Source organism: Sphingomonas aerolata (assembly GCF_003046295.1).
Classification (GTDB): domain Bacteria; phylum Pseudomonadota; class Alphaproteobacteria; order Sphingomonadales; family Sphingomonadaceae; genus Sphingomonas; species Sphingomonas aerolata.
Genome location: NZ_PZZN01000001.1, coordinates 1041460 through 1065800 on the forward strand (window position 1 = coordinate 1041460; position 24341 = coordinate 1065800).

Sequence of the window (24341 nt, forward strand, 5' to 3'; positions counted from 1 at the left end):
GCCCTAAACTGTGCCGTCTCCCCGGCTTGGCGCCGGGTGCGGACGTGTATTTACTGGTACCAGATCATCGATTTGAGCTGCGCGGTCCGTGCCTTGGTCAGGCCGGTGCGGCAGCCGGCGATCGTCATCGCCTGCGCCGATCCGCCGGCATATTGCCCGCCCTCGATCACGCACTGCGTGTCGCGGAACTTCAGCCACGCGCGCTGGCTTTCGAGCAGCGATCCCGCAAACCCGAAGCCACCGCCACGCGACGTGTCCTGCGCATCGCGCCGCTTCATATAGGCATAGGTCCGCTTCCACTGCGCGGTCATCGCCGCGTCCGCCTGCGCATAGCTGCTGCCCGCGGACCGGGTCATCTGCGCCTGCGCCTGCGACTGGGGCTGCATCGGCGCGGCGGCGACCAGGAGTGCGATCAGCAGCATGTCTTGGCCTCGCGCATCGGTTCGGCACCCGTCATCGGCGTCATCCCCAGCTTCGCCAGCAACGCCGCATCCGCGCTGTCGCCCGCATTGCCCGTCGTCAGCAGCGTGTCGCCGGTGAAGATCGAATTCGCCCCCGCCATGAAGCACAGCGCCTGGGTCGCCTCGGACATGCTCTCGCGTCCTGCCGACAGCCGCACCATGCTCAGCGGCATCGTGATCCGCGCGACCGCGACGGTCCGCACGAACTCGATATCGTCGATCTTGGCGAGCGGCGTGTCGGCGAGCATGTTGCCGAGCACCGTTCCCTTGACCGGCACCAGCGCGTTCACCGGCACGCTTTCGGGATGCCGCGGCAGCGTGGCGAGCGCGTGGACGAAGCCGACGCGATCGCCGCGCGTCTCACCCATCCCGACGATCCCGCCGCAGCACACCGAGATGCCCGCATCGCGCACGTTGGCCAGCGTCTCCAGCCGGTCCTCGAACGTCCGCGTGGTGATGACGTTGCCGTAATTCTCCGGCGAGGTGTCGATATTGTGGTTGTAGTAATCGAGCCCCGCATCGGCGAGCTGCCGCGCCTGCTCCGCATCGAGCATCCCGAGCGTCATGCACGTCTCCAGCCCCATCGCGCGCACGCCCTCGACCATCGCGACGACCTTCGGCATGTCGCGCGGCTTCGGGTTGCGCCACGCCGCGCCCATGCAGAACCGCTGCGATCCCGCCGCCTTGGCGTGCGCGGCGTCGGCGAGCACGGCATCGACGTCCATCAGCTTTTCCGCCTTCAGCTGCGTGTCCGCGCTCGCCGACTGCGAACAATAGCCGCAATCCTCGGGGCACCCGCCGGTCTTGATCGACAGCAATGTGCACAGCTGCACCTCGCTCACCGCATGATGCGCCCGGTGCACGGTCTGCGCCCGGTACATGAGTTCGTCGAACGGCAGGTCGAACAACGCCGCGATCTCCGCGCGCGTCCAGTCCATACGCACCGTGCCCCCCTCCCCTTCAGGGGAGGGGCTGGGGGTGGGGCCCGTCCGCATATCCGACGTCGCGTTCGCGGCGGAACCCCACCCCAACCCCTCCCCTGAAGGGGAGGGGCTCGCAGGCGCCCCATAGCCGTCACCGGAGGGGCTCGTGCGGATCATCGTATCGGTCATTCTGCGGCTTCCTCTTGCGGGCCCATATTATGGCCGAGGAGCTTCAACACGTCCTCGGCGGCCTGGATCAGGTTGGTGCCGGGTCCGAAGATCGCCTGGACCCCGGCATCACGCAGCGCCTGATAGTCCTGTGCGGGAATAACGCCACCCGCGATCACCTTGATATCCGCGCGTCCCGCCTCGCGCAGGTGGCCGATCAGCTCGGGGATCAGCGTCTTGTGCCCCGCCGCCAGACTCGACGCGCCGACCACGTCGACGTCCTTGGCCAGCGCCAGCGCGGCGACCTCCGCCGGGGTCTGGAACAGCGCCCCCGGCACGATCTCGAACCCCAGATCGCCGAACATCGACGAGACGAGATTGGCGCCGCGGTCATGCCCGTCCTGCCCCATCTTGGCGACCAGCATGCGCGGCTTGCGCCCCAGCCGCCGCTCGGTCGCCGCGACCCCGTCGGTCAGCCGCGTCCAGCGCGCATCATCCTCATACGCGCCGCCATAGACGCCCGACACCGGCGTCGGCTGCGTGCCATAGCGCCCGAACACATCCTCCATCGCCGACGAGATCTCGCCCAGCGTCGCCCGCGTCCGCGCGCACTCGACCGCCAGCGCCAGCAGGTTCTCGGACCCCTTCGCCCCCTCGCGCAGCGCATCCAGCGCCGCCCGGCACGCATCCTCGTCGCGCGTCGCCTTCACCCGCGCGATCCGCTCGACCTGGCCGGCGCGCACCGCGACATTGTCCACGTCGAGGATCTCGATCGCGTCCTGTTCGGCCAGCTTGTACTTGTTGACGCCGACGATCACGTCCTCGCCGCGATCGACGCGCGCCTGGCGCCCCGCCGCGGCCTCCTCGATCATCGCCTTGGGCCAGCCCGCCGCAACCGCCTTCGCCATCCCGCCCTCGGCCTGGATCCGCTCGATCAGCGTCCACGCCCCGTCGACCAGGCTCTGCGTCAGGCTCTCGACATAGTAACTGCCGCCCAAGGGATCGACGACCTTGGTCATCCCCGTCTCTTCCTGCAGCACGATCTGCGTGTTGCGCGCGATCCGCGCGGAAAAGTCGGTCGGCAGCGCGATCGCCTCGTCGAGCGCGTTGGTGTGGAGCGACTGCGTGCCCCCCAGCATCGCCGCCATCGCCTCGATCGTCGTGCGCATGACGTTGTTGTACGGATCCTGCTCGGTCAGCGACACGCCCGACGTCTGGCAATGCGTGCGCAGCATCTTCGACCGTTCGTCCTGCGCGCCCAGCTCGGTCATCGCGCGGTGCCACAGCACGCGCGCCGCACGCAGCTTGGCGATCTCCATGAAGAAGTTCATGCCGATCGCGAAGAAGAACGAGAGGCGCCCGGCGAACTTGTCGATGTCGAGCCCGCTCGCGACGCCGTATTTGACGTATTCCATGCCGTCGGCGATCGTGAAGGCGAGCTCGTGGAGCTGCGTCGCCCCCGCCTCCTGCATGTGATAGCCGCTGATCGAGATGCTGTTGAACTTGGGCATCTCGCGGCTGGTATAGCCGAAGATGTCCGAGATGATCCGCATGCTCGGCTCGGGCGGGTAGATGTAGGTGTTGCGGACCATGAACTCCTTGAGGATGTCGTTCTGGATGGTCCCGTCGAGCAGGTGCCGGGGCACGCCCTGCTCCTCGCCCGCGACGATGAAGAAGGCGAGGATCGGGATCACCGCGCCGTTCATCGTCATGCTGACCGACATCTTGTCGAGCGGGATGCCGTCGAACAGGATCTTCATGTCCTCGACGCTGTCGATCGCGACGCCGGCCTTGCCGACATCGCCCGTCACGCGCGGATGGTCGCTGTCATAGCCGCGATGCGTCGCCAGATCGAACGCGACGGAGAGCCCCTTCTGCCCCGCGGCAAGATTCCGCCGGTAGAACGCGTTCGACGCCTCCGCGGTCGAGAACCCCGCATATTGCCGGATCGTCCACGGCCGCCCCGCATACATCGACGCCCGCACCCCGCGCGTGAACGGCGCGAACCCGGGGAGGCCGGGGTCGGCGGTCACGTCCGCCGCGGTATAGAGCGGCTTGACGTCGATACCCTCGGGCGTCGCCCAGGTCAGGTCGGCGCCCTTCACCTCTTTCGCGGCAGCGGCCTCCCACTCGGCAAGCGTCGGATTTGGTTTGTGCGTATCAGTCATACTTGAAACACCACCCCGGCGAAGGCCGGGGCCCAGTTGGAAAGGTCGAAATAGTTGAGCGCAGCACCAGCCAATCCGCCGCTGCCCAACTGGGCCCCGGCCTCCGCCGGGGTGGCGCGATCGATGGGCGCCATGGCCCCATGAACACCGGCGTGCCCGTCTGAACGGGTCGAACTCGTCGCGCCAGTCATGCCCAAAACACCACCCCGGCGAAGGCCGGGGCCCAAGTGGAAAGGTCGCAGTAACGAAGCGCAGCACCAGCCAATCCGCCGCTGCCCAACTGGGCCCCGGCCTCCGCCGGGGTGGTGGCGTTCGAGAGCGTCACGTCCCCGTGAACACCGGCTTGCGCTTCGTCAGGAACGCGATCCCGCCCTCCATCGAATCCGCAGACCCGCGCGCGGCCCGCTGGTTGACCGCCTCGGCCTCCATCGCGCCCGCATAATCGCTCGCATACGCAGCCGTAATCGCACGCCGCATCAGCCCCAGCGCCACCGTCGGCATCGCCGCCAGCCGCTCCGCCAGCGCGAACGCCTCCGCGTCGAGCGCGTCGTCCGCGACGACCTTGTGCACCATCCCCCAGTCGAGCGCCTTGGCCGCGGGCACCCGCTCGCCCAGCATCATCATCTCGGTCGCCCGCGCGCGGCCGATCAGCCGCGGCAGCATCCACGACGCGCCGCCATCGGGCACCAGCCCGATATTGACGAACGCCTGGAGGAAATACGCGCTCTCGCTGGCGACACAGAAATCCGCGGCAAGCGCGAGGCTGCACCCGATCCCCGCCGCCGGCCCGCGCACTGCGCTTACCACCGGCACGCCCAGCTCGGCGATCGCCGCCATCGCCGGATTATAGCTGCCGGTCAGCGCCTGATAGGTCGCCGCACCCGGATCGTCCGACCCCAGCGCCCCGCCACCGACATCCGCGCCCGAACAGAACGCCCGCCCCGCACCCGCGATCAGCACCGCCCGCGCACCGTCCAGATCGCCGAGCGCCACACGCAGCTCCTCGAACATCGCCGGCGGCGCCGCATTCAGCCGGTCGGGCCGGTTGAGCGTCAGCACCAGCACGTCGCCACGCCGCTCGCTCAGGATATGCTCGTACGCGGTCATGCCAGTCTCCCCCATCGATTACGCCCCAGTCGGCTAGCCCCACCCCTTCCGTTCGCCGTGAGCGAAGTCGAAGGGCCTGAGTCCCACGCGCTTCGACCACACCCAGCACGAACGGACGAAGGATGCGGGGTCAATGATCCTCCCCCGGCGTCTCCATCAACTCGACGAGCATGCCGCCAAAGTCCTTCGGGTGGACGAACACGATCGGCGTGCCATGCGCACCGATCCGCGGTTCGCCGAGCACCGTCGCGCCCTTGGCTTTCAGCTCCGCGACCGCCACAGCGATATCGGCCACTTCGAAACACACATGATGCTGCCCCCCCGCCGGGTTCTTGCGCAGGAACCCCGCAATCGGCGAACTCTCGTCATAGGGCTCGATCAGCTCGATCTGCGTATTGGGCGCATCGATGAAGCACACCTTCACGCCCTGCGCAGGCAGGTCGAACGGCTCGCCGATCGCGGTCGCGCCGAGCAGCACCCGATACGTCTCGACCGACTTCGCGATCGACGGCGTCGCGACCCCGACATGGTTGAGGCGGCCAAGACTCATTGCGCATCCTCCGCCGCGGGCGGCGCAGGCGGCGGCGGTGGCACGACGCCCAGCGTGTAGCCGCACACCCCCAGCACCTGCCGCACCATCGCATCGCTCGCCGGCGCGACGAAATTGGCCTGCACCGCAAAGCCTGCGCCGTTGGTCGCCTCGACCCGCAGCGTCTTCGATTTCACCAGGAACGTCGTCAGCCGGGTGATCGCCACGGGATCGGTGATGTAGGTCCCCGTCCCCGGAAACTGCCAGTTATAGGTAAAGGCCGGCCCGCCATCGAAGCGCACCGCGACCGGCTTGTCCGCGCCCTGCCCGAGCGACTGCGGCTGGATGAACTGGATCGACACGATCGATTCGGTCCCGACGTCGCACTTCACGACGAACCGCGACAGCCCGTCATTGCCCGTGACCGAGGTGGAGATGCTCCGCACCCCCGCCGCATTGGTCCGGTCGGCGAGCTTCCACGCGGGCGTTGCTGTGCTTGTCGCAGCCGCGGCTTGGAGAAGCAGAAGCGCGATCATTGCTCGATCCTCGGGGTCGGTCGTATCCCGGACCGCATTTCCTCGAACGTTTCCAGGCGGATCAGGCGTCCGTTGATCTGGATGACCGAGTCGACCACGCGTCGCACCTGCCCGTTGGTCGCGGCAAGTTCCTCGTTCAATCGCTCGACCTTGCTGCGGAGCAGGATGACGGATTCGATCGTCCGCATCGCGTCGCCGATCATGCTCATGCGACACGCTCCGCGTCGAGCAGGCCGGCCTCGCGCAGCCTGGCGTCGATATCGGCGCGCAGACGCTGCTGTCCCTCGATCGCCGCATCGAGCGCGGCGTGCATCGCCGGGAGCGCCTCGTCGAGTTCGTGGATCAACAGCTTGAAGCGGTCGTCCTCGGTCATGTCGCCCTCGACGACATAGCGCGAGGTCGCCTCGCGAACGACATGCCCCACGGACATGCCGTTGCTCGCCGCAAACGCGTCGAGCGCCGCCTTGTGATCGGGGGTGGTCAGAAACGTCACGCGTTCGGTCTGCATGTCACGACTCCTTCGCATGACATGATAATGTGCTTGGCATGACCCAACAAGCCGCCCCCTCAGAGCGGGATGTTGTCATGCTTCTTCCACGGATTCTCGATCGCCTTGCCGCGCAGCTTACGCAGGCCCAGCGCGATCCGCCGCCGTGTCGAATGCGGCTGGATCACCTCGTCGATGAAGCCCTTGCTCGCCGCGACGAACGGGTTGGCGAAGCGCGCCTCATACTCTGCGGTCCGCTCGGCGATCTCCTCGGGCGTCTTGCCGCGAAAGATGATCTCGACCGCGCCCTTGGCGCCCATCACCGCGATCTCCGCGGTCGGCCACGCATAGTTGAGGTCGCCGCGCAGATGCTTCGACGCCATCACGTCATACGCGCCGCCATAGGCTTTCCGCGTGATCACGGTGATCTTCGGCACGGTCGCCTCGCCGTACGCGAACAGCAGTTTCGCGCCGTGCTTGATGATGCCGTTATGCTCCTGCGCGGTACCGGGCAGGAAGCCGGGGACGTCGACGAACGTCACGATCGGGATCTCGAACGCGTCGCAGAAGCGCACGAACCGCGCCGCCTTTTTCGAGCTGTTGATGTCGAGCACGCCCGCGAGCACCATCGGCTGGTTCGCGACGAAACCGACGGTCCGCCCCTCGATCCGCCCGAAGCCGGTGATGATGTTGGCCGCATGCGCCGGCTGCGTCTCGAAGAAATCGCCCTCGTCGACGACCTTCCGGATCAGCTCGTGCATGTCATAGGGCTGGTTCGCCGACGCCGGGATCAGCGTGTCGAGGCTCTCCTCGACCCGGTCCCACTCGTCCGCGGTCGGCCGCTCGGGAACGCCCGCACGGTTCGATTCGGGCAGGAAATCGAAGAAGTCGCGCGCCGCGAGCAGTGCCTCGATGTCGTTCTCGAACGCATTGTCCGCGACCGACGTCTTGGTCGTGTGCGTCACCGCGCCGCCCAGCGCCTCCTGCGTGACCACCTCGTTCGTCACCGTCTTGACCACGTCGGGCCCGGTCACGAACATGTAGCTCGAATCCTTCACCATGAAGATGAAGTCGGTCATCGCCGGGCTGTACACCGCGCCGCCCGCGCAAGGCCCCATGATCAGCGACAGCTGCGGCACGACGCCGCTCGCCAGCACGTTGCGCTGGAACACCTCGGCATAGCCGCCAAGGCTCGCGACACCCTCCTGGATGCGCGCGCCGCCGCTGTCGTTCAGCCCGATGATCGGCGCGCCGACCTTCATCGCGCTGTCCATCACCTTGCAGATCTTCTGCGCGTGGCGTTCGCTGAGCGACCCGCCGAATACCGTGAAATCCTGGCTGAACACGAAGACGAGGCGGCCGTTGATCGTGCCCGATCCCGTGACCACGCCGTCGCCGGGGATCACTTGGTCCTGCATGCCGAAATCGACGCAATTATGCTCGACATACATGTCGAGCTCCTCGAACGATCCCTCGTCCAGCAGCACGTCAAGGCGCTCCCTTGCGGTGAGCTTTCCCTTGGCGTGCTGCGCTCCGATCCGCTTGATACCCCCGCCCACTCTTGCGGCTTCGCGGCGTCGTTCAAGCTCTTCGATCGTCGATGACATCGTCTCTCCGTCCTGCTGGGGGCTTTCACAGAGCGTGAGCCTTTGCGCAAATGCAATGTTGCAAACTTGTGCCACCCATGTTTGCAAACTACACCCGCGGCATGACCACACCCCCACGCCGCCTCTTCGTCGGACACCGGCTGCGCGCGCTTCGCGGCACGCTCGGGATCAGCCAGGCAGCGATGGCGGTCCGGATCGGCATCTCGGTCAGCTATCTCTCGCAGATCGAGAATGGCGACCGCCCGGTCAGCGAGGCGGTGCTCGTCACATTGGCACGCGAATTCCCCGCCGACTGGGGCAGCATCGACGCCGCCGACGACACCGCGCTGCTCGTCGCGACACTCGAGGCCGTCACCGACACCAGCGTCGCGGCGCCGACTCTGGACGAAAGCGCGATCCGCCGCGCGGTGAAGCACCAGCCGCTGCTCGCCCAGCGGCTCGTCGCGATGCACGACGCCTATCGCCGCGCGCAGGAGCAGTTGCGCGCGCTCGATGACCGGCTGGTTGCGGGGTCAGGCGCGCCCGGGCTGCTCCCCTGGGAGGATGTCCGCGACTGGTTTCACGCCGCGGGCAATTATGTCGACACGCTCGATCGCCGTGCGGAGGAAATCGGCGAGACGCTCGGCAGCGACCGGATCACAGCGCTCGAGGCGCGGCTCGCGGCGCGCGGCGTCTCGGTGACAATCTCGGGCGCACTCGCCGCACCGTTACGCGACTATGACGGCGCGACGCTGCGGCTCGACGGATCGCAACCCGGCGAGACCACGCTCTTCTCGCTCGCGCATCAGGTCGCGCGCGGCGAATTCGCCGATCTGATCGCCGACATCGTCGCCGCCTCCGACATGGCGTCCGAAACCGCGCGCGCGCTGCTGACCGCGGGGCTCACCAATTACGCCGCAGGCGCGATCGTCATGCCCTATACCCGCTTCCGTAGCGAGGCGCGCAGCGTCCGCCACGATATCGACCGGCTGCGGCGGATCTTCGGCACCAGCTTCGAACAGACCTGCCACCGGCTCTCGACCTTGCAGCGCCCCGGCGCGCTCGGCATCCCGTTCTTCTTCTGCCGCGTCGACATGGCGGGCAACATCACCAAGCGCCACTCCGCCACCCGCCTCCAGTTTGCGCGCTTCGGCGGCGCCTGCCCTTTGTGGATCGTCCACGAAGCGGTCGCGATCCCCGACCGCATCCTCACGCAATTGCTCGAGACCAGCGACGGCATCCGCTACGTCTCGATGGCCAAGGGGCTGGTGAAACCGTCCGAAACCTATACCCGGCCCGCGCGCCGCTATGCGGTGGCGCTGGGCTGCGAGGAGGCGAACGCGTCCGAATTCATCTATGCCGACGCACTCGGCACCGGCGGCATCGCCACCCCGATCGGCGCATCCTGCCGCATCTGCCTGCGCCCCGACTGCGACCAGCGCGCCTTCCCCCCCGCCGCCAGCGAAATCCGCGTCGACCCCAACCGCCGCGGCGCGGTGCCGTATGAGGTGGTGTGACGACTAGGCCACCTCCCCGGCGAAGGCCGGGGCCCAGTTGGGGGCCGGAAATAACGTGAGGCGACGCGGAGTCACGAGGGCCGTCCCACCTGGGCCCCGGCCTCCGCCGGGGAGGTGGTGTATATGGCTGACCGCTCACCACAATCGAGCGACCCCAGACCGACGACCGCACTCAGCCCTAAAACCCGTCATCCCCGCGAAGGCGGGGATCCAGACCGGCAAACCACGGCGATACCCACAAAGGCCAGCCAGTCTGGCTTCCCGCCTCCGCGGGAATGACGGCGGGTCTAGGCCCCTCAATCCTTCGGAAAGAACCGCTCCACCACATGACTCGCCAGTCGCGAAGGCCGCAGCGTCTCCGCATCTAGGCAACACCAGCTCGACTTCACCTCGGCCAGCACATCCTCGCCGCGCTTGATGATCGTCTCGTAAAACGCCCGCGCGCCCTGCACCTTTTCGAGCAGCACCGTCGCGATCACGTCGTCGTCCAGAAACGCCGGCTTGCGGTAGGTAATCTCGTGTTTCAGCGCGACCCACAAATGCCCCGCCACCGCCTCGGCCGGGGCGAGCCGCTGCCAGTGATCGATCACCGCGGCCTGTACCCACTTCAGATAGTTCGCGTTGTTGACGTGACCCATGAAGTCGATGTCGGCCGGCTCGATGCCGATGGCGTAGATATGGGGAATGGCTGTTGACACCCCACCCATATAGCATGGGCGGGGGCTTATAGCGATGACGACGCTGCTTCGACACCGACAATAAACGCTATTCCGGCCCGCCGCGCTTGCCCCTAGCATGATGCAACGCCGCCCTCTTGTGTTGCCTAAATACAACACCATCTCTGGCCGAAGATCACAGGGATACGCCCATGAACATCGACAAATTCACCGACCGCGCGAAAGGCTTCCTCCAGTCCGCGCAGACCGTCGCGATCCGCATGAACCATCAGCGGATCGCGCCCGAGCATCTGCTGAAGGCGCTGCTCGAGGACGAACAGGGCATGGCCGCGGGGCTGATCGCGGCCGCGGGCGGCGACGCGAAGCGCGCGACCGCCGAGACCGACCTCGCGCTCGCCAAGATCCCCGCCGTCTCGGGCTCGGGCGCGCAGACCACGCCGGGGATCGACAATGACGCGGTCCGCGTGCTCGACCAGGCCGAACAGATCGCGACCAAGGCGGGCGACAGCTTCGTCACCGTCGAACGGCTGCTCGTCGCGCTCGCGCTCTCGCTCAACACCGCCGCGGGCAAGGCATTGAAGACCGGCGGCGTCACGCCCGAGGGGCTCAACACCGCGATCAACAGCGTCCGCCAGGGCCGCACCGCGGACACTGCGGGCGCCGAGGACCGCTATGACGCGCTCAAGAAATTCGCGCGCGACCTCACCCAGGCAGCACGCGACGGCAAGCTCGACCCCGTCATCGGCCGCGACGAGGAGATCCGCCGCACGATCCAGATCCTCGCCCGCCGCACCAAGAACAACCCCGCGCTGATCGGCGAACCCGGCGTCGGCAAGACCGCGATCGCCGAAGGCCTCGCACTGCGCATCGCGAACGGCGACGTCCCCGACACGCTCAAGGACCGCCGCCTGATGTCGCTCGACATGGGCTCGCTCATCGCGGGCGCGAAATATCGCGGTGAGTTCGAGGAGCGGCTGAAGGGCGTGCTCGACGAGGTGAAGGCCGCCGAGGGCGACGTCATCCTGTTCATCGACGAGATGCACCAGCTGATCGGCGCGGGCAAATCCGAAGGCGCGATGGACGCGGGCAACCTCCTGAAACCCGCACTCGCACGCGGTGAGCTCCACTGCGTCGGCGCGACCACGCTCGACGAATATCGCAAGTACGTCGAGAAGGACCCCGCGCTCCAGCGCCGGTTCCAGCCCGTCATGGTCGGCGAACCCACCGTCGAGGACACGATCTCGATCCTGCGTGGCCTGAAGGAGAAATACGAGCTCCACCACGGCGTCCGCATCACCGACGGCGCGATCGTCGCCGCCTCGACGCTGTCCAACCGCTACATCACCGACCGCTTCCTCCCCGACAAGGCGATCGACCTGATGGACGAGGCCGCAAGCCGGATCCGCATGGAGGTCGAATCCAAGCCCGAGGAGATCGAGAACCTCGACCGCCGCATCATCCAGCTCAAGATCGAACGCGAAGCGCTGAAGCGCGAGACCGACGAGGCGTCGATCGACCGGCTCGACACGCTCGAGGGCGATCTCGTCAATCTCGAGGAACAGTCCGCCGAGCTGACGACGCGCTGGAAGGGCGAGAAGGACAAGATCAACGCCGAGGCGCGGCTGAAGGAACAGCTCGACGCCGCGCGATTGGAACTCGATCAGGCGCAACGCTCGGGCGATCTCGCGCGCGCGGGCGAGCTCTCCTACGGCACGATCCCCGGCCTGCAGCGCCAGCTCGACGAGGCCGCCGGCGCGACCAAGGGCGCGATGCTGCGCGAGGAGGTCAATGCCGACGACATCGCCGGCGTCGTCAGCCGCTGGACCGGCATCCCGGTCGAACGGATGCTCCAGGGCGAGCGCGACAAATTGCTCGCGATGGAGGCGACGATCGGCAAGCGCGTCATCGGCCAGGCCCATGCGGTCAAGGCCGTCTCGACCGCGGTCCGCCGCGCGCGCGCCGGGCTTCAGGATCCCAACCGGCCGCTCGGCAGCTTCCTGTTCCTCGGACCCACCGGCGTCGGCAAGACCGAGCTGACCAAGGCGCTCGCCGAATTCCTGTTCGACGATCCCTCAGCAATGGTCCGCATCGACATGAGCGAGTTCATGGAAAAGCACGCGGTCGCGCGGCTGATCGGCGCCCCTCCAGGCTATGTCGGCTATGAGGAGGGCGGCGTGCTGACCGAGGCGGTCCGCCGGCGTCCCTATCAGGTGATCCTGTTCGACGAGGTCGAGAAGGCGCATGGCGACGTGTTCAACGTGCTCCTCCAGGTGCTCGACGACGGCCGCCTGACCGACGGCCAAGGCCGCACGGTGGATTTCAGCAACACGCTGATCATCCTGACGAGCAATCTCGGCAGCCAGTATCTCGCCAACATGGCCGAGGGCGACGACGTGTCGTCGGTCGAACCGCAGGTGATGGAGATCGTCCGGTCGCACTTCCGCCCGGAATTCCTCAACCGGCTCGACGAGGTGATCCTGTTTCACCGTCTCGGCCAGGCGCACATGGCGCCGATCGTCGACATCCAGGTGTCGCGCGTCGACAAGCTGCTCGCCGACCGCAAGATCACGCTCGACCTCACCGAAGCCGCCCGCGCCTGGCTCGGCCGCGTCGGCTACGACCCCGTCTACGGCGCCCGCCCCCTCAAACGCGCGGTCCAGCGCTACCTCCAGGACCCGCTCGCCGACATGATCCTGCGCGGCGAGGTCAAGGACGGCGCCACCGTCCATATCGACGAGGGCGACGGGAAACTGGTGCTGGCGGTCGGGTGAGCCCCCGAACGGCAGGCACAAAAAAAGGGCGGCTCCCGAAGGAGCCGCCCCGAATTGTCGCGTGGGTATCGGCTTAGAAGTTGAACTTCGCGCCTGCACGATACTGACGACCGAAGATGCCGTCGCCACCCTGGATCGCATTGTACAGATACGCGCCATAGGTGACGGTATCGACCGGCGGCAGGCGATCGAAGAGGTTCAGCGCGTTGACGTAGAAGCTGAACTTGTCGGTGACCTTGAAGTTCACGTTCGCATCGACCGTGATGTAGCTCTTCACGTGGCAGTCGTTGTACACGGCAGCCTGGCCGCAATCCTTGTATTGGTCGCCCTGATCGGTCGCCGACAGGTCATAGCCCGACGTGTAGTTGACCGTGGTGCTGACCGCGAAGTCGCCGAAGTCGAACGTGTTGAGCCAGTTGCCCTTCCACTCGAACGTCCCCGACCCTGCGGTCAGGTTGAAGTTGCCGAGCGTGCCCTCATAGCGCTGCTTCTCGCCGTCGATCGTCGTGCTGAGCTCGATGATGTAGCTCGCATTCAGGTTCGACGTCCACTTGACCGGACCGAAGTCATACGCGCCGTTGATCCCGAAATCGATGCCCGACGACTTGATCGTGTCGGCATTGATCAGCTGCGAGCGGACGAAGGCGATCTTCGGACGCGCGTTCGGGTTGTTGACGTCGGGTGCGTCGGCGATGACCTCGAACCCGGCAACCGGTGCGGCACCGGCATAATAGGCTGCGATCGCGGCCGAATTGTCCGGCGTCGTGATCGCACCGGTCTTCTTGATGTTGTAGTAGTCGACGGTCAGCGACACGCTGCGGATCGGGTCGAACTTGACCCCGCCGGTGAAGCTGCGCGACTTTTCGGGCTTCAGCTCCGGCGATGCCAGCGTCGTCTGTCCGATCGAGTAGGACGTCAGATAGGCCGGGCACGCCGTCGGGGTCGCCTGCGAACAGCCTGCGCCATATTGGGCAAGGAACGCATCGGGGATCGCCGAGATCTGCTGCGTCACATAGCCCGTCGTCGGCAGTGCATTCGCCTCGCCGAAGCTCGGGATACGGAAGCCGCGCGAATAGGTACCCCGCACCGTGACCTGCTGGAGCGGCGTGAAGATCGCGCCGACCTTCGGCGAGAAGTTGCTCTGCCCGGTCGAATAGTGATCGTAGCGACCCGAACCGTTGAGCGTCAGCACGTCGAGCACCGGTGCGTTGATTTCGGCGAAGGCCGAGCTCACCGTGCGGTTACCCTTGGTACCGAAGGCGTTCAGCGTGAAGTACCGCTGCGTCGCGCCGTTATAGTCGTCGTTCGCGCTGGGCGCGTCGACCGCTTCGTAGAAGATCGAGCCACCGACCGCGACGCGCAGGTCGCCGCCGGGCAGCGTGGCAAGCGACTTCTGGACGGTCAGCTGCGCCTGATAGAGATCCGACGTCGTGTCGGTGATGTTCTCGGGCGTCAGATAATCGCGCACCGCCTGGGTATTGAGGCCCGGGTTGACGAAGTTGTAGCTGCCGTCGGCAATGACGTTGAGCAGGTTCTGGATATAAACATACCCGTTGGTCTTCACCCGCAGGTCGGTGTGCATCGCCGTTGCGTTGAAGTCATAGTCGAAGCCGTTGAGGACCGTGCCCTTGAGGCCGAATGCGGCACGGTACACGCGGCTGCGGGTCTCGTTCTGCGTGACGGTGTCGGGCAGCGCGCCGACGAGGCGGGCGACCTGGTTCTGTGCCGCGAACGGGTTGTTCGGGTTCAGCGTGCCGTTCGTCGGACCGCAGTTCACGCGCGCGGCGCAGACATAGACCGGCAATGCCAGCACGCCCGAGCCCGCGGCCAGCGCGGCGGTCTGCGCCTGCGAGGTCGAGAACTGCGGCGAGAGGATGCCGGCCGGTGCGTTACCGCGGATGACCGACGGACGACCGGTATAGTTGCTCGCCGACTGGGCGAAATTGACCAGCAGATATGCCTCGGAGTCGGCACCGACCTTTGCGCTGAAACGGGCCGAGCCGCCGAAACGCTCGATGTTCGGCGTCACCATGTCGTACTTGTTGGTGTTGTCGACCTGGCAGACCGTGGTCGGCGTCGTCACGTTCGCCGGCGTGGCGAGCTGCGCGGCGGTCGGGTTGTAGGGGGTGCCGTTGAGGCAGCCCGCTGCCGGGTTCAGCAGCTGGTACCGGCCCGATGCGACCGTGTTCGCGGCGTCGGCCGGACGGACGTAGAAATTGCCCGTACCGATCGCGAAGCCGTTGAGGGCGCCGTTCGCGTCAAGGCCGTTCGCCGTGTTGTTCGGGCCGCACTGCGTGGTGCCGGTGCGGTTCGAACAGATCCCGGTCAGGTTGTCCGAATTGAAGGGCGCCGGCAGGTCGCGCTGGTACACGCCCTCGTTGCGGAAATAGAAGCCGCTGACATAGGCGTTGTAGCCCTTCTCGTCGAGGTCGCCGGTACCCGCGGTCAGCGTCAGCCGCTGGTTGGCGTTGTTGCCGTTCTCGGAGATGCCGGCCTCGGCGCGACCGCTGATGCCGTTGAACTTGCGCTTGGTGATCACGTTGACCACGCCTGCAATGGCATCGGCACCGTAGCTCGACGATGCGCCGTCGCGCAGCACGTCGATGCGCTCGACGATGTCGTCGGGGATGGTGTTCAGATCGACGAAGTTGCGCGATCCGTCATCCGACAGCGGGTAATAGGCGGCGCGCAGGCCGTCGAACAGCACGAGCGTCGAGTTGGTCGACAGGCCACGCAGCGACACCGAAGACGCGCCCGCGGCGAATGCGCCGTTGGCGGTGAACGAGTTGGTCAGCGCCGGGCCGTTGTTCGACGACAGCGCCTGGATGCCGGCCTGCACCGTGTTGATGCCGCGCGAATCCAGATTTTCGGTGGTCAGCGTGGTGACGGGCGAAATGCCGGTATCGGTACCGCGGATGATCGATCCGGTGACGACGATCTCGTCGCCGGCGGCAGGCTGGTTCTGCGCGGCGACGTCGCTCGACGGGACACCGTTCTGCTCGGGCGGCGTCGCCTGCTGCGCGAACGCCGGCGCCGCCATGGCGAACGCGAACGGCGTCGCAGCCGCGAGCAGGAGCGCCTTCTTGGTCAACGAAATGCTGGTCATCATGATCCCTCGCTTGAACCCGGTCGCCCGCATCGCGGTACGCCGGGCAATTTTCCGCCCCTTTCATCGCGCCGAAGCACGACCCCGAAGGACATGGCGATGGGATGGAGGTGCTGTCGCATCCTGTAAAGAATGCATCCGGGCGGCCGAATGCTTTGGCAATCTCGTGTAGCGAAAAAGACACAATCACTGGTGCTTTTTCTTACAATCTGTTGCTTTTTCCGACAGCAGATCATCGCTACGCATAATAATTAGGCAAAGGCGTTTTCACGTCGCACCCGCGACAGGCGCTCGGCGAGGCCTTGGTCCGGGCTTCAGCGTCACCCCGGACCGGCCGCCCGAACCAAAAAAAGGGGCGGCGGATCCATGATCCGCCGCCCCCCGATATCGCGTCCGAAAGGATCGCTTACATGTCGATCGTCAGGCCGACGAACAGGTACCGGCCGAGTGCATCATAGATGCCCGGATAGGTGTTGCCGTTGCCGAACGAGCCGATCGGCGACGCCGTCGCGCTGAGGATCGGCGGCGTCTTGTCGAGCACGTTGTTGACGCCGAGGCGGTAGGTGACCTTGTCCGCGACCCGGATGGTGGCGGCGAGATCGAAATAGTCCTGCGCCTTCACGCGGCCGTCATTGGCGAAGAACGGGCCGGCCAGATCGGCATCGCCGCTGGTCCGCTCGAACTTGGTCGCCGACAGATGGCGCCAGTTGCCCGACAGGCCGATGCCGCCCAGCGTGGTCAACGACAGACGCGCCTGGTGACGCCACTTGGACATCGGATAGCCGCACTGTGCGCCGTACAGGCCCGCGCAATCGAACTTGGTGCCGACCTTGTCCGACGTGAACTTGTCGACATAGGTGCCGTTGAACGACAGCCCGATCGTGCCGATGCTGTCCGAGCGGTAGGTATAGCCCGCCGAGGTCTCGATCCCCTGCGTGGTCAGCGACCCTGCGTTGACGTTGGTGTCGACGATGAAGCCCGCATTGCCCTGCCACAGCGTGCCGTTGGCATCGCGGTTGATCGCGCCGCAGAACTGGTCGTCCGCGGTCTGGAGGCACTGCGCGATGATCGTGTCCGCGCCGACGACGCCGATCCGGTCCTTCAGCTTGATGCGGAAGCCGTCGACCGACAGGTTGAAGCCCGGCAGGAACGACGGCCGCAGGATCACGCCCGCGGTGAACGTGTCGGCCTTTTCGGGGCGCAGGTTCGGGTTGCCGCCGAGCAGGCCGTTATACTGCTCGGACGGGTTGGCGGCGATCAGGCCGAACCGGTTCGCGGGAACGCCGGTCAGCGCGCACTGCGCGGCGGTGTTGCCGTTGACCAGCCCGTTGACCGCGGCGCCGGCGCAGGGATCGGTCGCACCGTCGAGCTGGACCGACTGCTGCGCGAACAGCTCCTGCGTGTTCGGTGCGCGGACCGCACGGTTGTAGCCGCCGCGGAAGCGGACGTCGGAGATCGGCGCCCAGACCAGCTCACCCTTGTACGAATGCGCCGAACCCGCGGTGCTGTAGCTCGAATAGCGATAGCCGCCATTGACCGTCAGCTCGTTGACGAACGGGCGGTCGCTGACCAGCGGCACCTGGATTTCGCCGAACACTTCCTTGACGGTGTAGCTGCCGCGGATCGGCAGCGTCGCGCCGCCCTGGCCGGCCAGATCGCCGCTCAGGAACGCGTTGTCGACTTCGAGGCTCAGCGATTCCTTGCGGTACTCGCCACCGACGTTCAGCGCGATGCCCTCGCTCGCGAACGGCGACTGCACGCCGTATTCGGCGCCCTTGAAGGTGAAGTTCGCGTTGAGGACGGTTTCCTTGTTCTCGCCCGACTGGAAGCCCGGGGTCTGGACATAGTTCAGCGCCTCGGGCGTGATCCCGGCCGCGCCGAAGATGTTGAGCGGGACGCAGTTCGGATCGGTGCCGTCGACGACCGAGCGGCAGACCGCCTGGCCGAGCGTCGCCGAGCCGGGACGCGTGTCGGTGATCGCGTCGAGCGCGCGCGTGGTGCGCGAGATCGAGAATTCGTTGCGATACACCTGGCTGAACACGGTGCTGCCGAACTGGCCATAGGCCTCGTACGAGATGCCCTTGTCGATATCGCCGGTCGCGCCCGCGACGAAGCGATACTGGGTATGGCGAAGATCCGCCTGGCGCCCGCCGCCCTCGACGTTGCGACGGCCGATGCGGACTTTCGCCTGCTGATACTGCGAGCCGTCCGGGTTGGTCAGGTTGACCACCGCGCCATTGGCGTCGGTCACCAGGTTGGACGCACGGCAGAAGGTCGAGACCTGCGCCGCCGACAGCAGCGGGTTGTTGCAGTTCAGGACCGTCGTGTTGTTGAAATCACCTGACGGCGCGATCTGCGCGACCGAGCGATCGTCCATGAACATGAAGTCGGCATAGGGCTTGAACGCGTCGCTGACTTCATACTTGGCGAGGAAGCCCGCGGTGTAGCGCGTGTCCGGACGCTGGTAATAGTTCAGCGGGTTGGCGTTGTAGAGCGTCCGCCCCGCGACGAGCTGGCCTGCTGCGTTCAGCGTATAGCCGGTCGGCGGCCCGCCCTCGGTCGCATCGCCGAGCGTGAAGTTCGCCGGGAATGCGGTGGCCGATCCGCCGCAGACATAATCGTTGCCGACATTGCCCGACGGCGCGTTCAGCCCGCACGAGCTATAGTCGCGCGACCCCTGCAGGATCGCGCCGATCTTGCGATAGCCGCCATAGCCGACGACATGGCCGCGGCCGTCGCTGGTTGCCGCGCCGACCTTGAAGTTGATGTCGAACTGCGTGCCGTCGAACGCCTGGCCGCTCGGCGCGGGATAGCCGCTTGCCGCCGACAGCGCCTGGAACCGCTCGCTGCGGTTGTTGTGGTTGTTGATGCCGCCCGACACGTCGACGCTGAAGCCTTCGTAATCGGTGTCGAGCACGAAGTTGACGACGCCCGCGATCGCGTCCGACCCATAGACCGAACCGGCGCCGCCGGTCAGCACGTCGACGCGCTTGATCAGCGAGGCGGGGATCATGTTGACGTCGGCGGCCGCACTCGCGGTGCTGCTCGACGAGGGGTTGCCCGGCATCAGGCGGCGGCCGTTGATCAGCACCAGCGTGCGCGATTCACCCAGGTTGCGCAGGTTGATCGTCGCCGTACCGGTCGACCCGTTCGACACCGACGAGGTCTGCGTCGCGAACGACGCCGGCAGGCTGTTGAGCACGTCCTCGATCCGCGTCGCGCCGCGCAGCTTGATGTCCGCCGCGTTGACCACGGTGATCGGGCTGGCAGAGGTCAGGTTGGGGTTCGAGATACGCGATCCGGTGACGACGATGTCGGTACCCGCGGCGGTCCCGGCTGCAGCGGGATCCTCGCTCGGCGTGTTCGAGACTGCCGGGGTCGTCGCTGCCGCGCCGTCGTCGCTGGTGGTGCTCTGCGGTGCGGGAGCCGGCTCGGCTGCCGGTGCAGGAGCCGGTGCGGTCTGGGCCGCTGCCGGCAGCGCGACGACGGCGCCCGCGATCATCGTGGACGCGAGCAGGCAATCCCGAAACATATGATTCCGCATGTATTCATTCCCCTTTCGCGCCGTCGATCCGTGATGACTGACGCGATGTGTTGCGGCGCGCTCCGGCGCACTGACTGGGGGCCGGTTACGCAAACGGCAGCGCTTTTGTCCAAAATAAAATTGTAAAATAGTAACGGATCATCGCATTGACGTACCATTGTTACAAAAAGGCAACATCGCGAATCCGGCGCCCTGCGGCGGGTTTTTCGAAGGAATCAAAGGGGATAATCCGGGGATGGCGGGCCCTGCGCGCCCCCGCCCCGGATCGGCCCCGGATTGCCGAAGCCGATACGAGGATGACACGGACATGCACATATCGACACGACGGGCGGCCGCCGGCCTGCTGACCACCGCCCTGCTGATCGCGGGCCTGCCGTCCGCTGCGACCGCGGGGTCGCCCCGCGGCGCACGCGCGCCGGTGCTGGTCGCGCTCACCCAGTGCCGCACGCTGTCGGAGACCGCCGCGCGGCTCGCCTGTTTCGACCGTTCGGTCGCCGCGCTCGAACAGGCTGAAGCGAACCGGACGATCGTCATCATCGATCAGCAGCAGGTCCGCGAGACGCGGCGCGCGGTATTCGGCATCGCGCTTCCCGAGACGGGCCTGCTCGGCAAGGCCGAGGACCTGCCGCAGATCGAGGCGGTTCTCGCGGGTGCGTCGGTCGACGACTCCGGCCATTGGCGCTTCCAGCTCGCCGACGGCGCGCGCTGGATCCAGACCGACGACAATGTGATCGCCCGGCGCCCGCGCGCGAAGGACGCGGTCGTCATCAAGCGCGCCGCACTCGGCAGTTTCCGGATGAGCGTCGGCGGTCAGCCCGCGGTCAAGGTCCGCCGCCTCAACTAGACGTCGCGCGCGCTCTTACTTCATCACCCCCGCCACCAGCAACGGATCGAGCTTCGCGTCCCCCCAGCGCAAACTCCAGTGGAGATGCGGCCCCGTCGCACGCCCGCTGTTCCCGACCGCGCCGACCGGCTGGCCCTGCGTCACCCGGTCGCCCGGCTTCACGTCGATCCGCGACAGATGCAGGAACGCGCTGTTCAGCCCCATGCCGTGGTCGATCATCAGCAGATTGCCCTCCAGCGTAAACGGGTGGTCCGCCGCCAGGATCACCACGCCGTCCGCGGGCGCGACCACGGTCGTCCCGGTCGGCCGCGCGATGTCGATCCCCGAATGATAGGACCCCGCCTCGCCATTGGCATAGACGCGCTGCGACCCGAACAGCGTCGAGATCCGCCCCGTCACCGGCCAGACGAACGCCTGCCGCCAGCCGTCCGACACCGCTGCGATCCGCCGCGCCGCGACGATCTGCGCCAGTTCGCCAGGCCGGATCCGCGCGAATTCGGGCGCGGGGACCGGATATTTGGGCAGGCTCGACAGCCGCGAAATGTCCCAGCCGCGCGCCGCGATTCCCAGCGGCTGCTGCACGACGCGCCCGTCCGCCAGCGTCGCGACGAGCATCGCCTGCGTCCCCGCATCGCGGTCGAACCCCGCGACGAACCGGCGATCGGGCGCGACCGTCACCGCCCGCCCGTCGAGCGTCAGCGCGCGCGTCCCCGCAGGCGCAGTGCCCAGGATCAGCCCGCCCTGGCTCAGCGTCCCGGTCCAGACGAACCCCGTCGCCGCCGCAGCGACCGGGCTCGGCACGGTTTGCGCGGTGCCACCCGAAGCGAGCAGCGCCAACGGCAACAGCAGTCCGCGGATCACCGCGGTTTCATCGCCTCGGCGGCGCCCGCCGCGGTCGCATAGGCCTCCTGCCGCTCGACGCTCCAGTAGCGCAGATCCTCGAGCAGGATGCGGTGGCCGGTGACCGCGCACACGACATGATCCCCCGGGCTCAGCACGCGAAAGCCGTTCGCCATGTAATGCAGCTTGGCGGCGCGGTCGGAATTGGACATCAGCATCGGATTTCTCTCGTCGTCACAGGGGGAAGGATCAGAACAGGGTCGGCTGGCGCGGCGCGGCACCGGAGGCAGCGGACGGGGCGGCAGACGGCGTCGGCCGGCTGACCGGCTTCGGCCTGGCGGCGACCTCGCTGTCACCGCCATCGACGGTGGCGTCGACCATCCCGTCGCGGAAATGCAGCGTCAGCGCGCCCGCTGCACGCGCCGCCGCCGACGACGCCAGCGTCGTGCCCCCCGGAGCCCGAGACGTCACCCGCGCATAGCCGCGGTCGAGGATCGCATCGGGGTTGAGCGACTGGACCAGCCGCCACGTCGCATCGAGCCGTGCGCGCGCGCCCTCCAGCTTGCGTTCGAGCGTCGCCGGCCGCAACGCCGCGCCCGACCGGTCGAGGCTCCCGCGCGCCAGCGTCAGCCGCCGTTCGAGCCCGCGGTCGAGCCGCTGCCCGGCATCGTCCGCACGCTGCCGCTGCGGCCCGAGCAGCTGGTCGCGCTTGGGCAGATGCCGCGCCAGCGCGTCGAGCCGCTCGCGCCCGCGCTCGACATAGCGCCGCGCGCACCGCTCGGTCCGGTTGCGATGGCTGTCGATCGTGAGGCGCAGGTCGGCGAGCACCGGCACCGCGATCTCGGCCGCCGCGGTCGGCGTCGGCGCGCGCAGGTCAGCGGCATAGTCGCACAGCGTCGTGTCGGTCTCGTGCCCCACCGCGGAAATGATCGGGATCGAACAGGCGGCGACCGCGCGCACCACGACCTCCTCGTTGAACGACCACAGATCCTCGACCGACCCGCCGCCGCGCGCGACGATCACCAGGTCGGGGCGCGGCACCGGTCCGCCCGGCGCGATCGCATCGAAACCGCGCACCGCCGCGGCGATCTCGGCCGCCGATCCCTCGCCCTGCACCTTGACCGGCCAGACGATGACATGCGTCGGACAGCGATCCTCGAGCCTGTGGAGAATGTCGCGGATCACCGCGCCCGTCCCCGACGTGACCACGCCGATCATCTGCGGCATGAACGGCAGCGGCTTCTTACGGCCCGCGTCGAACAGCCCCTCGCCGCCGAGCTTCGCCTTCAGTTTCTCGAGCAGCGCCATCAGCGCGCCCGCGCCCGCCAGCTCCATCCGGTCGATCACGATCTGGTATTTCGACCGCCCGGGATAGGTCGTCAGCTTGCCCGTCGCGATCACCTCGACGCCGTCCTGCGGCACGAAGGCGAGCCGCGCCGCGCTCCCCTTCCAGATCACGCCGTCGATCACCGCCTGATCGTCCTTCAGCGCCATGTAGCAATGCCCCGACGCGACGCGCTTCCACCCCGAAATCTCGCCGCGCAGGCGGACATGGCCGAATTCGCCCTCGACCATCCGCTTCAGCTTGAACGCGAGTTCGCCGACCGACATGGCGAGTGCGTTGTCGCCGGCGACCGGCTCGGCTACCAGCCGCCCCATATCGCTCGCCAGCATGTCGCTGGACACGACGTCATCGGAAAAGGGATCGGGCATGAACGTCCTGCTGTTGGGCTCGGGGGGCCGCGAACATGCGCTCGCGTGGAAGCTGGTGCAATCGGCCAGCTTTTCTCCAGGCCTCGATACGCTCTATGCCGCGCCGGGCAACCCCGGCATTGCCAGCCTTGCGACGCTCGTGCGTCTCGATGCGACGGATCACGCGTCCGTCGTCGCCTTCGTCCGCGAAAAGGCCATCGGCCTCGTCGTGATCGGCCCCGAGGCACCGCTCGTCGACGGCCTCGCCGATAGCCTGCGCGCCGCCGCCATCCCCGTCTTCGGTCCGTCCAGGGCCGCCGCCCAGCTCGAAGGGTCGAAGGGCTTCACCAAGGATCTGTGCGCGCGCGCCGGTATCCCGACCGCGGGCTATGTCCGCGTCGCGAGCCGCGCCGATGCCGATATCGCGCTCACCCGCACCTTCTCGCTGCCCGTGGTCATCAAGGCCGACGGGCTCGCCGCGGGCAAGGGCGTCGTCATCGCCTTCACCCGCGCCGAGACCGACGCCGCGCTCGACGCGCTGTTCGCGGACGGCGAGGCGGAGGCGGTGATCGAGGAATTCCTCGAAGGCGAGGAGGCGAGCCTCTTCGTCCTCACCGACGGCACCACGCTGATGCCGTTCGGCTCGGCGCAGGATCACAAGCGCGTCGGCGAGGGCGATACCGGCCCCAATACCGGCGGCATGGGCGCGTACAGCCCCGCCCCCGTCCTCACCGCCGCGCTCGAACAGCGCGCGCTCGACGAGATCGTCGCGCCCACCGTCGCGGCGATGGCGGCGGACGGGATCCCGTTCAGCGGCGTCCTCTATGCCGGCCTCATGCTCACCGCGCAGGGCCCCAAGCTGATCGAATATAACGCGCGCTTCGGCGATCCCGAGACGCAGGTGCTGATGATGCGGTTCGAGGGCGACCTGATCGCGACCATGCTCGCGGTCGCAGAGGGCCGCCTCGCCGACCTCCCCCCCGCCCGCTTCAGCGACGCCACCGCGCTGACCGTGGTGATGGCGGCTGAGGGTTATCCCGGCACGCCAAAAGCCGGCGGCGCGATCATCGGCCTCGATTCGGCGCGCGCGGCGGGCGGCACCGTCTTCCACGCCGGGACCCGGCTCGAGGATGGCGGCCTCGTCGCCGCCGGCGGCCGCGTCCTCGCGGTCACCGCCACCGGCGACGACCTTGCCTCCGCGCAGGCCAACGCCTACCGCGCGGTCGAGGCGATCGATTTCGCAGAAGGCTTCTACCGCCGCGACATAGGCTGGCGCGAACTTACGAGGTAACCCCAAACAAAAAGCCCCTCCCCTTCAGGGGAGGGGTTGGGGTGGGGCGCATCCCCAACCACACCACCAGCGATAGCGCCGAGAACCACGCATT

At 67.3% G+C, this 24341-nt stretch carries 19 protein-coding genes; 4 read left to right on the forward strand and 15 right to left on the reverse strand.

Going from position 1 to position 24341, the window contains the following annotated elements:
• Positions 1 to 50: 50 nt before the first annotated feature.
• From C8J24_RS04770 to C8J24_RS04810, 9 genes are all read right to left on the reverse strand, one after another.
• Entirely contained in the window at positions 51 to 422 is a 372-nt protein-coding gene (locus C8J24_RS04770; protein ID WP_107930678.1) for a lysozyme inhibitor LprI family protein, read from the reverse strand.
• The gene (bioB, locus tag C8J24_RS04775; protein WP_107930680.1) at positions 413 to 1456 is read right to left on the reverse strand and encodes a biotin synthase BioB; all 1044 of its coding nucleotides are present in this window, start codon (positions 1454 to 1456) and stop codon (positions 413 to 415) included. The genes C8J24_RS04770 and bioB overlap by 10 nt, the downstream gene beginning before the upstream one ends.
• A 113-nt stretch (positions 1457 to 1569) precedes the next feature.
• Complete coding sequence (gene scpA / locus C8J24_RS04780) at positions 1570 to 3720, reverse strand: methylmalonyl-CoA mutase (RefSeq protein WP_107930682.1); 2151 nt, start codon at positions 3718 to 3720, stop codon at positions 1570 to 1572.
• Positions 3721 to 4041: 321 nt separating this feature from the next.
• Positions 4042 to 4827 carry an enoyl-CoA hydratase-related protein gene (locus tag C8J24_RS04785; protein ID WP_107930684.1) on the reverse strand — a complete coding sequence of 262 codons (786 nt, stop codon included), beginning with the start codon at positions 4825 to 4827 and terminating at the stop codon, positions 4042 to 4044.
• 130 nt (positions 4828 to 4957) lie between these two features.
• The gene (gene mce, locus C8J24_RS04790; RefSeq protein ID WP_107930686.1) at positions 4958 to 5377 is read right to left on the reverse strand and encodes a methylmalonyl-CoA epimerase; all 420 of its coding nucleotides are present in this window, start codon (positions 5375 to 5377) and stop codon (positions 4958 to 4960) included.
• Positions 5374 to 5892, reverse strand: a complete 519-nt coding sequence (locus C8J24_RS04795) for a hypothetical protein (protein ID WP_043158376.1) — start codon at positions 5890 to 5892, stop codon at positions 5374 to 5376. The genes mce and C8J24_RS04795 overlap by 4 nt, the downstream gene beginning before the upstream one ends.
• Complete coding sequence (locus C8J24_RS04800) at positions 5889 to 6101, reverse strand: hypothetical protein (RefSeq protein WP_037530777.1); 213 nt, start codon at positions 6099 to 6101, stop codon at positions 5889 to 5891. The genes C8J24_RS04795 and C8J24_RS04800 overlap by 4 nt, the downstream gene beginning before the upstream one ends.
• On the reverse strand, positions 6098 to 6400 hold the full coding sequence (locus tag C8J24_RS04805; RefSeq protein WP_031441841.1) for a hypothetical protein: 303 nt from the start codon (positions 6398 to 6400) through the stop codon (positions 6098 to 6100). The genes C8J24_RS04800 and C8J24_RS04805 overlap by 4 nt, the downstream gene beginning before the upstream one ends.
• Before the next feature lie 59 nt (positions 6401 to 6459).
• Positions 6460 to 7986, reverse strand: coding sequence for an acyl-CoA carboxylase subunit beta (locus C8J24_RS04810; RefSeq protein ID WP_107930688.1), 1527 nt, complete (start codon positions 7984 to 7986; stop codon positions 6460 to 6462).
• Positions 7987 to 8087: 101 nt separating this feature from the next.
• Here C8J24_RS04810 and C8J24_RS04815 point away from each other — a divergent pair, with 101 nt between their 5' ends.
• Positions 8088 to 9482 (forward strand): helix-turn-helix domain-containing protein, encoded by a 1395-nt coding sequence (locus tag C8J24_RS04815; protein ID WP_107931457.1) that lies wholly within the window; start codon positions 8088 to 8090, stop codon positions 9480 to 9482.
• A 296-nt stretch (positions 9483 to 9778) separates the two neighbouring features.
• Here the strand turns inward: C8J24_RS04815 and C8J24_RS04820 are convergent, their stop codons facing one another.
• A complete protein-coding gene (locus C8J24_RS04820) occupies positions 9779 to 10180 on the reverse strand; it encodes an acyl-CoA thioesterase (protein ID WP_107931458.1) in 402 nt (133 codons plus the stop codon).
• 170 nt (positions 10181 to 10350) lie between these two features.
• Here C8J24_RS04820 and clpB point away from each other — a divergent pair, with 170 nt between their 5' ends.
• Positions 10351 to 12930 carry an ATP-dependent chaperone ClpB gene (gene clpB / locus C8J24_RS04825; protein ID WP_107930690.1) on the forward strand — a complete coding sequence of 860 codons (2580 nt, stop codon included), beginning with the start codon at positions 10351 to 10353 and terminating at the stop codon, positions 12928 to 12930.
• A gap of 73 nt (positions 12931 to 13003) precedes the next feature.
• Here the strand turns inward: clpB and C8J24_RS04830 are convergent, their stop codons facing one another.
• Positions 13004 to 16039 (reverse strand): TonB-dependent receptor domain-containing protein, encoded by a 3036-nt coding sequence (locus C8J24_RS04830; protein WP_107931459.1) that lies wholly within the window; start codon positions 16037 to 16039, stop codon positions 13004 to 13006.
• 403 nt (positions 16040 to 16442) lie between these two features.
• On the reverse strand, positions 16443 to 19538 hold the full coding sequence (locus C8J24_RS04835; RefSeq protein ID WP_244180416.1) for a TonB-dependent receptor domain-containing protein: 3096 nt from the start codon (positions 19536 to 19538) through the stop codon (positions 16443 to 16445).
• A 349-nt stretch (positions 19539 to 19887) separates the two neighbouring features.
• Between C8J24_RS04835 and C8J24_RS04840 the strand changes: the two genes are divergently transcribed.
• Positions 19888 to 20424, forward strand: coding sequence for a hypothetical protein (locus tag C8J24_RS04840; protein WP_107930694.1), 537 nt, complete (start codon positions 19888 to 19890; stop codon positions 20422 to 20424).
• A gap of 15 nt (positions 20425 to 20439) precedes the next feature.
• On the opposite strand, the gene C8J24_RS04845 is transcribed toward C8J24_RS04840, so the two are convergent.
• Genes C8J24_RS04845 through xseA form a run of 3 tightly spaced genes read right to left on the reverse strand, consistent with a single transcriptional unit; the run spans position 20440 to position 22977 of the window.
• The gene (locus C8J24_RS04845; protein WP_478212559.1) at positions 20440 to 21282 is read right to left on the reverse strand and encodes a M23 family metallopeptidase; all 843 of its coding nucleotides are present in this window, start codon (positions 21280 to 21282) and stop codon (positions 20440 to 20442) included.
• Positions 21282 to 21482 (reverse strand): DUF2093 domain-containing protein, encoded by a 201-nt coding sequence (locus tag C8J24_RS04850; protein WP_031441717.1) that lies wholly within the window; start codon positions 21480 to 21482, stop codon positions 21282 to 21284. The genes C8J24_RS04845 and C8J24_RS04850 overlap by 1 nt, the downstream gene beginning before the upstream one ends.
• A 31-nt stretch (positions 21483 to 21513) precedes the next feature.
• Entirely contained in the window at positions 21514 to 22977 is a 1464-nt protein-coding gene (xseA, locus tag C8J24_RS04855; protein WP_420894093.1) for an exodeoxyribonuclease VII large subunit, read from the reverse strand.
• Here xseA and purD point away from each other — a divergent pair.
• Entirely contained in the window at positions 22976 to 24247 is a 1272-nt protein-coding gene (gene purD, locus C8J24_RS04860; protein ID WP_107930697.1) for a phosphoribosylamine--glycine ligase, read from the forward strand. The genes xseA and purD overlap by 2 nt on opposite strands.
• The last annotated feature ends 94 nt before the right edge of the window (positions 24248 to 24341 follow it).

Bases quoted from the DNA above. Each gene is read 5' to 3' on its own strand.
- C8J24_RS04770 (WP_107930678.1), bottom strand. From the start codon at position 422: ATGCTGCTGATCGCACTCCTGGTCGCCGCCGCGCCGATGCAGCCCCAG.
- bioB (WP_107930680.1), bottom strand. From the start codon at position 1,456: ATGCGGACGGGCCCCACCCCCAGCCCCTCCCCTGAAGGGGAGGGGGGC.
- scpA (WP_107930682.1), bottom strand. From the start codon at position 3,720: ATGACTGATACGCACAAACCAAATCCGACGCTTGCCGAGTGGGAGGCC.
- C8J24_RS04785 (WP_107930684.1), bottom strand. From the start codon at position 4,827: ATGACCGCGTACGAGCATATCCTGAGCGAGCGGCGTGGCGACGTGCTG.
- mce (WP_107930686.1), bottom strand. From the start codon at position 5,377: ATGAGTCTTGGCCGCCTCAACCATGTCGGGGTCGCGACGCCGTCGATC.
- C8J24_RS04795 (WP_043158376.1), bottom strand. From the start codon at position 5,892: ATGATCGCGCTTCTGCTTCTCCAAGCCGCGGCTGCGACAAGCACAGCA.
- C8J24_RS04800 (WP_037530777.1), bottom strand. From the start codon at position 6,101: ATGAGCATGATCGGCGACGCGATGCGGACGATCGAATCCGTCATCCTG.
- C8J24_RS04805 (WP_031441841.1), bottom strand. From the start codon at position 6,400: ATGCAGACCGAACGCGTGACGTTTCTGACCACCCCCGATCACAAGGCG.
- C8J24_RS04810 (WP_107930688.1), bottom strand. From the start codon at position 7,986: ATGTCATCGACGATCGAAGAGCTTGAACGACGCCGCGAAGCCGCAAGA.
- C8J24_RS04815 (WP_107931457.1), top strand. From the start codon at position 8,088: ATGACCACACCCCCACGCCGCCTCTTCGTCGGACACCGGCTGCGCGCG.
- clpB (WP_107930690.1), top strand. From the start codon at position 10,351: ATGAACATCGACAAATTCACCGACCGCGCGAAAGGCTTCCTCCAGTCC.
- C8J24_RS04830 (WP_107931459.1), bottom strand. From the start codon at position 16,039: ATGATGACCAGCATTTCGTTGACCAAGAAGGCGCTCCTGCTCGCGGCT.
- C8J24_RS04835 (WP_244180416.1), bottom strand. From the start codon at position 19,538: ATGATCGCGGGCGCCGTCGTCGCGCTGCCGGCAGCGGCCCAGACCGCA.
- C8J24_RS04840 (WP_107930694.1), top strand. From the start codon at position 19,888: ATGCACATATCGACACGACGGGCGGCCGCCGGCCTGCTGACCACCGCC.
- C8J24_RS04850 (WP_031441717.1), bottom strand. From the start codon at position 21,482: ATGCTGATGTCCAATTCCGACCGCGCCGCCAAGCTGCATTACATGGCG.
- purD (WP_107930697.1), top strand. From the start codon at position 22,976: ATGAACGTCCTGCTGTTGGGCTCGGGGGGCCGCGAACATGCGCTCGCG.
- xseA (WP_420894093.1), bottom strand. From the start codon at position 22,977: ATGCCCGATCCCTTTTCCGATGACGTCGTGTCCAGCGACATGCTGGCG.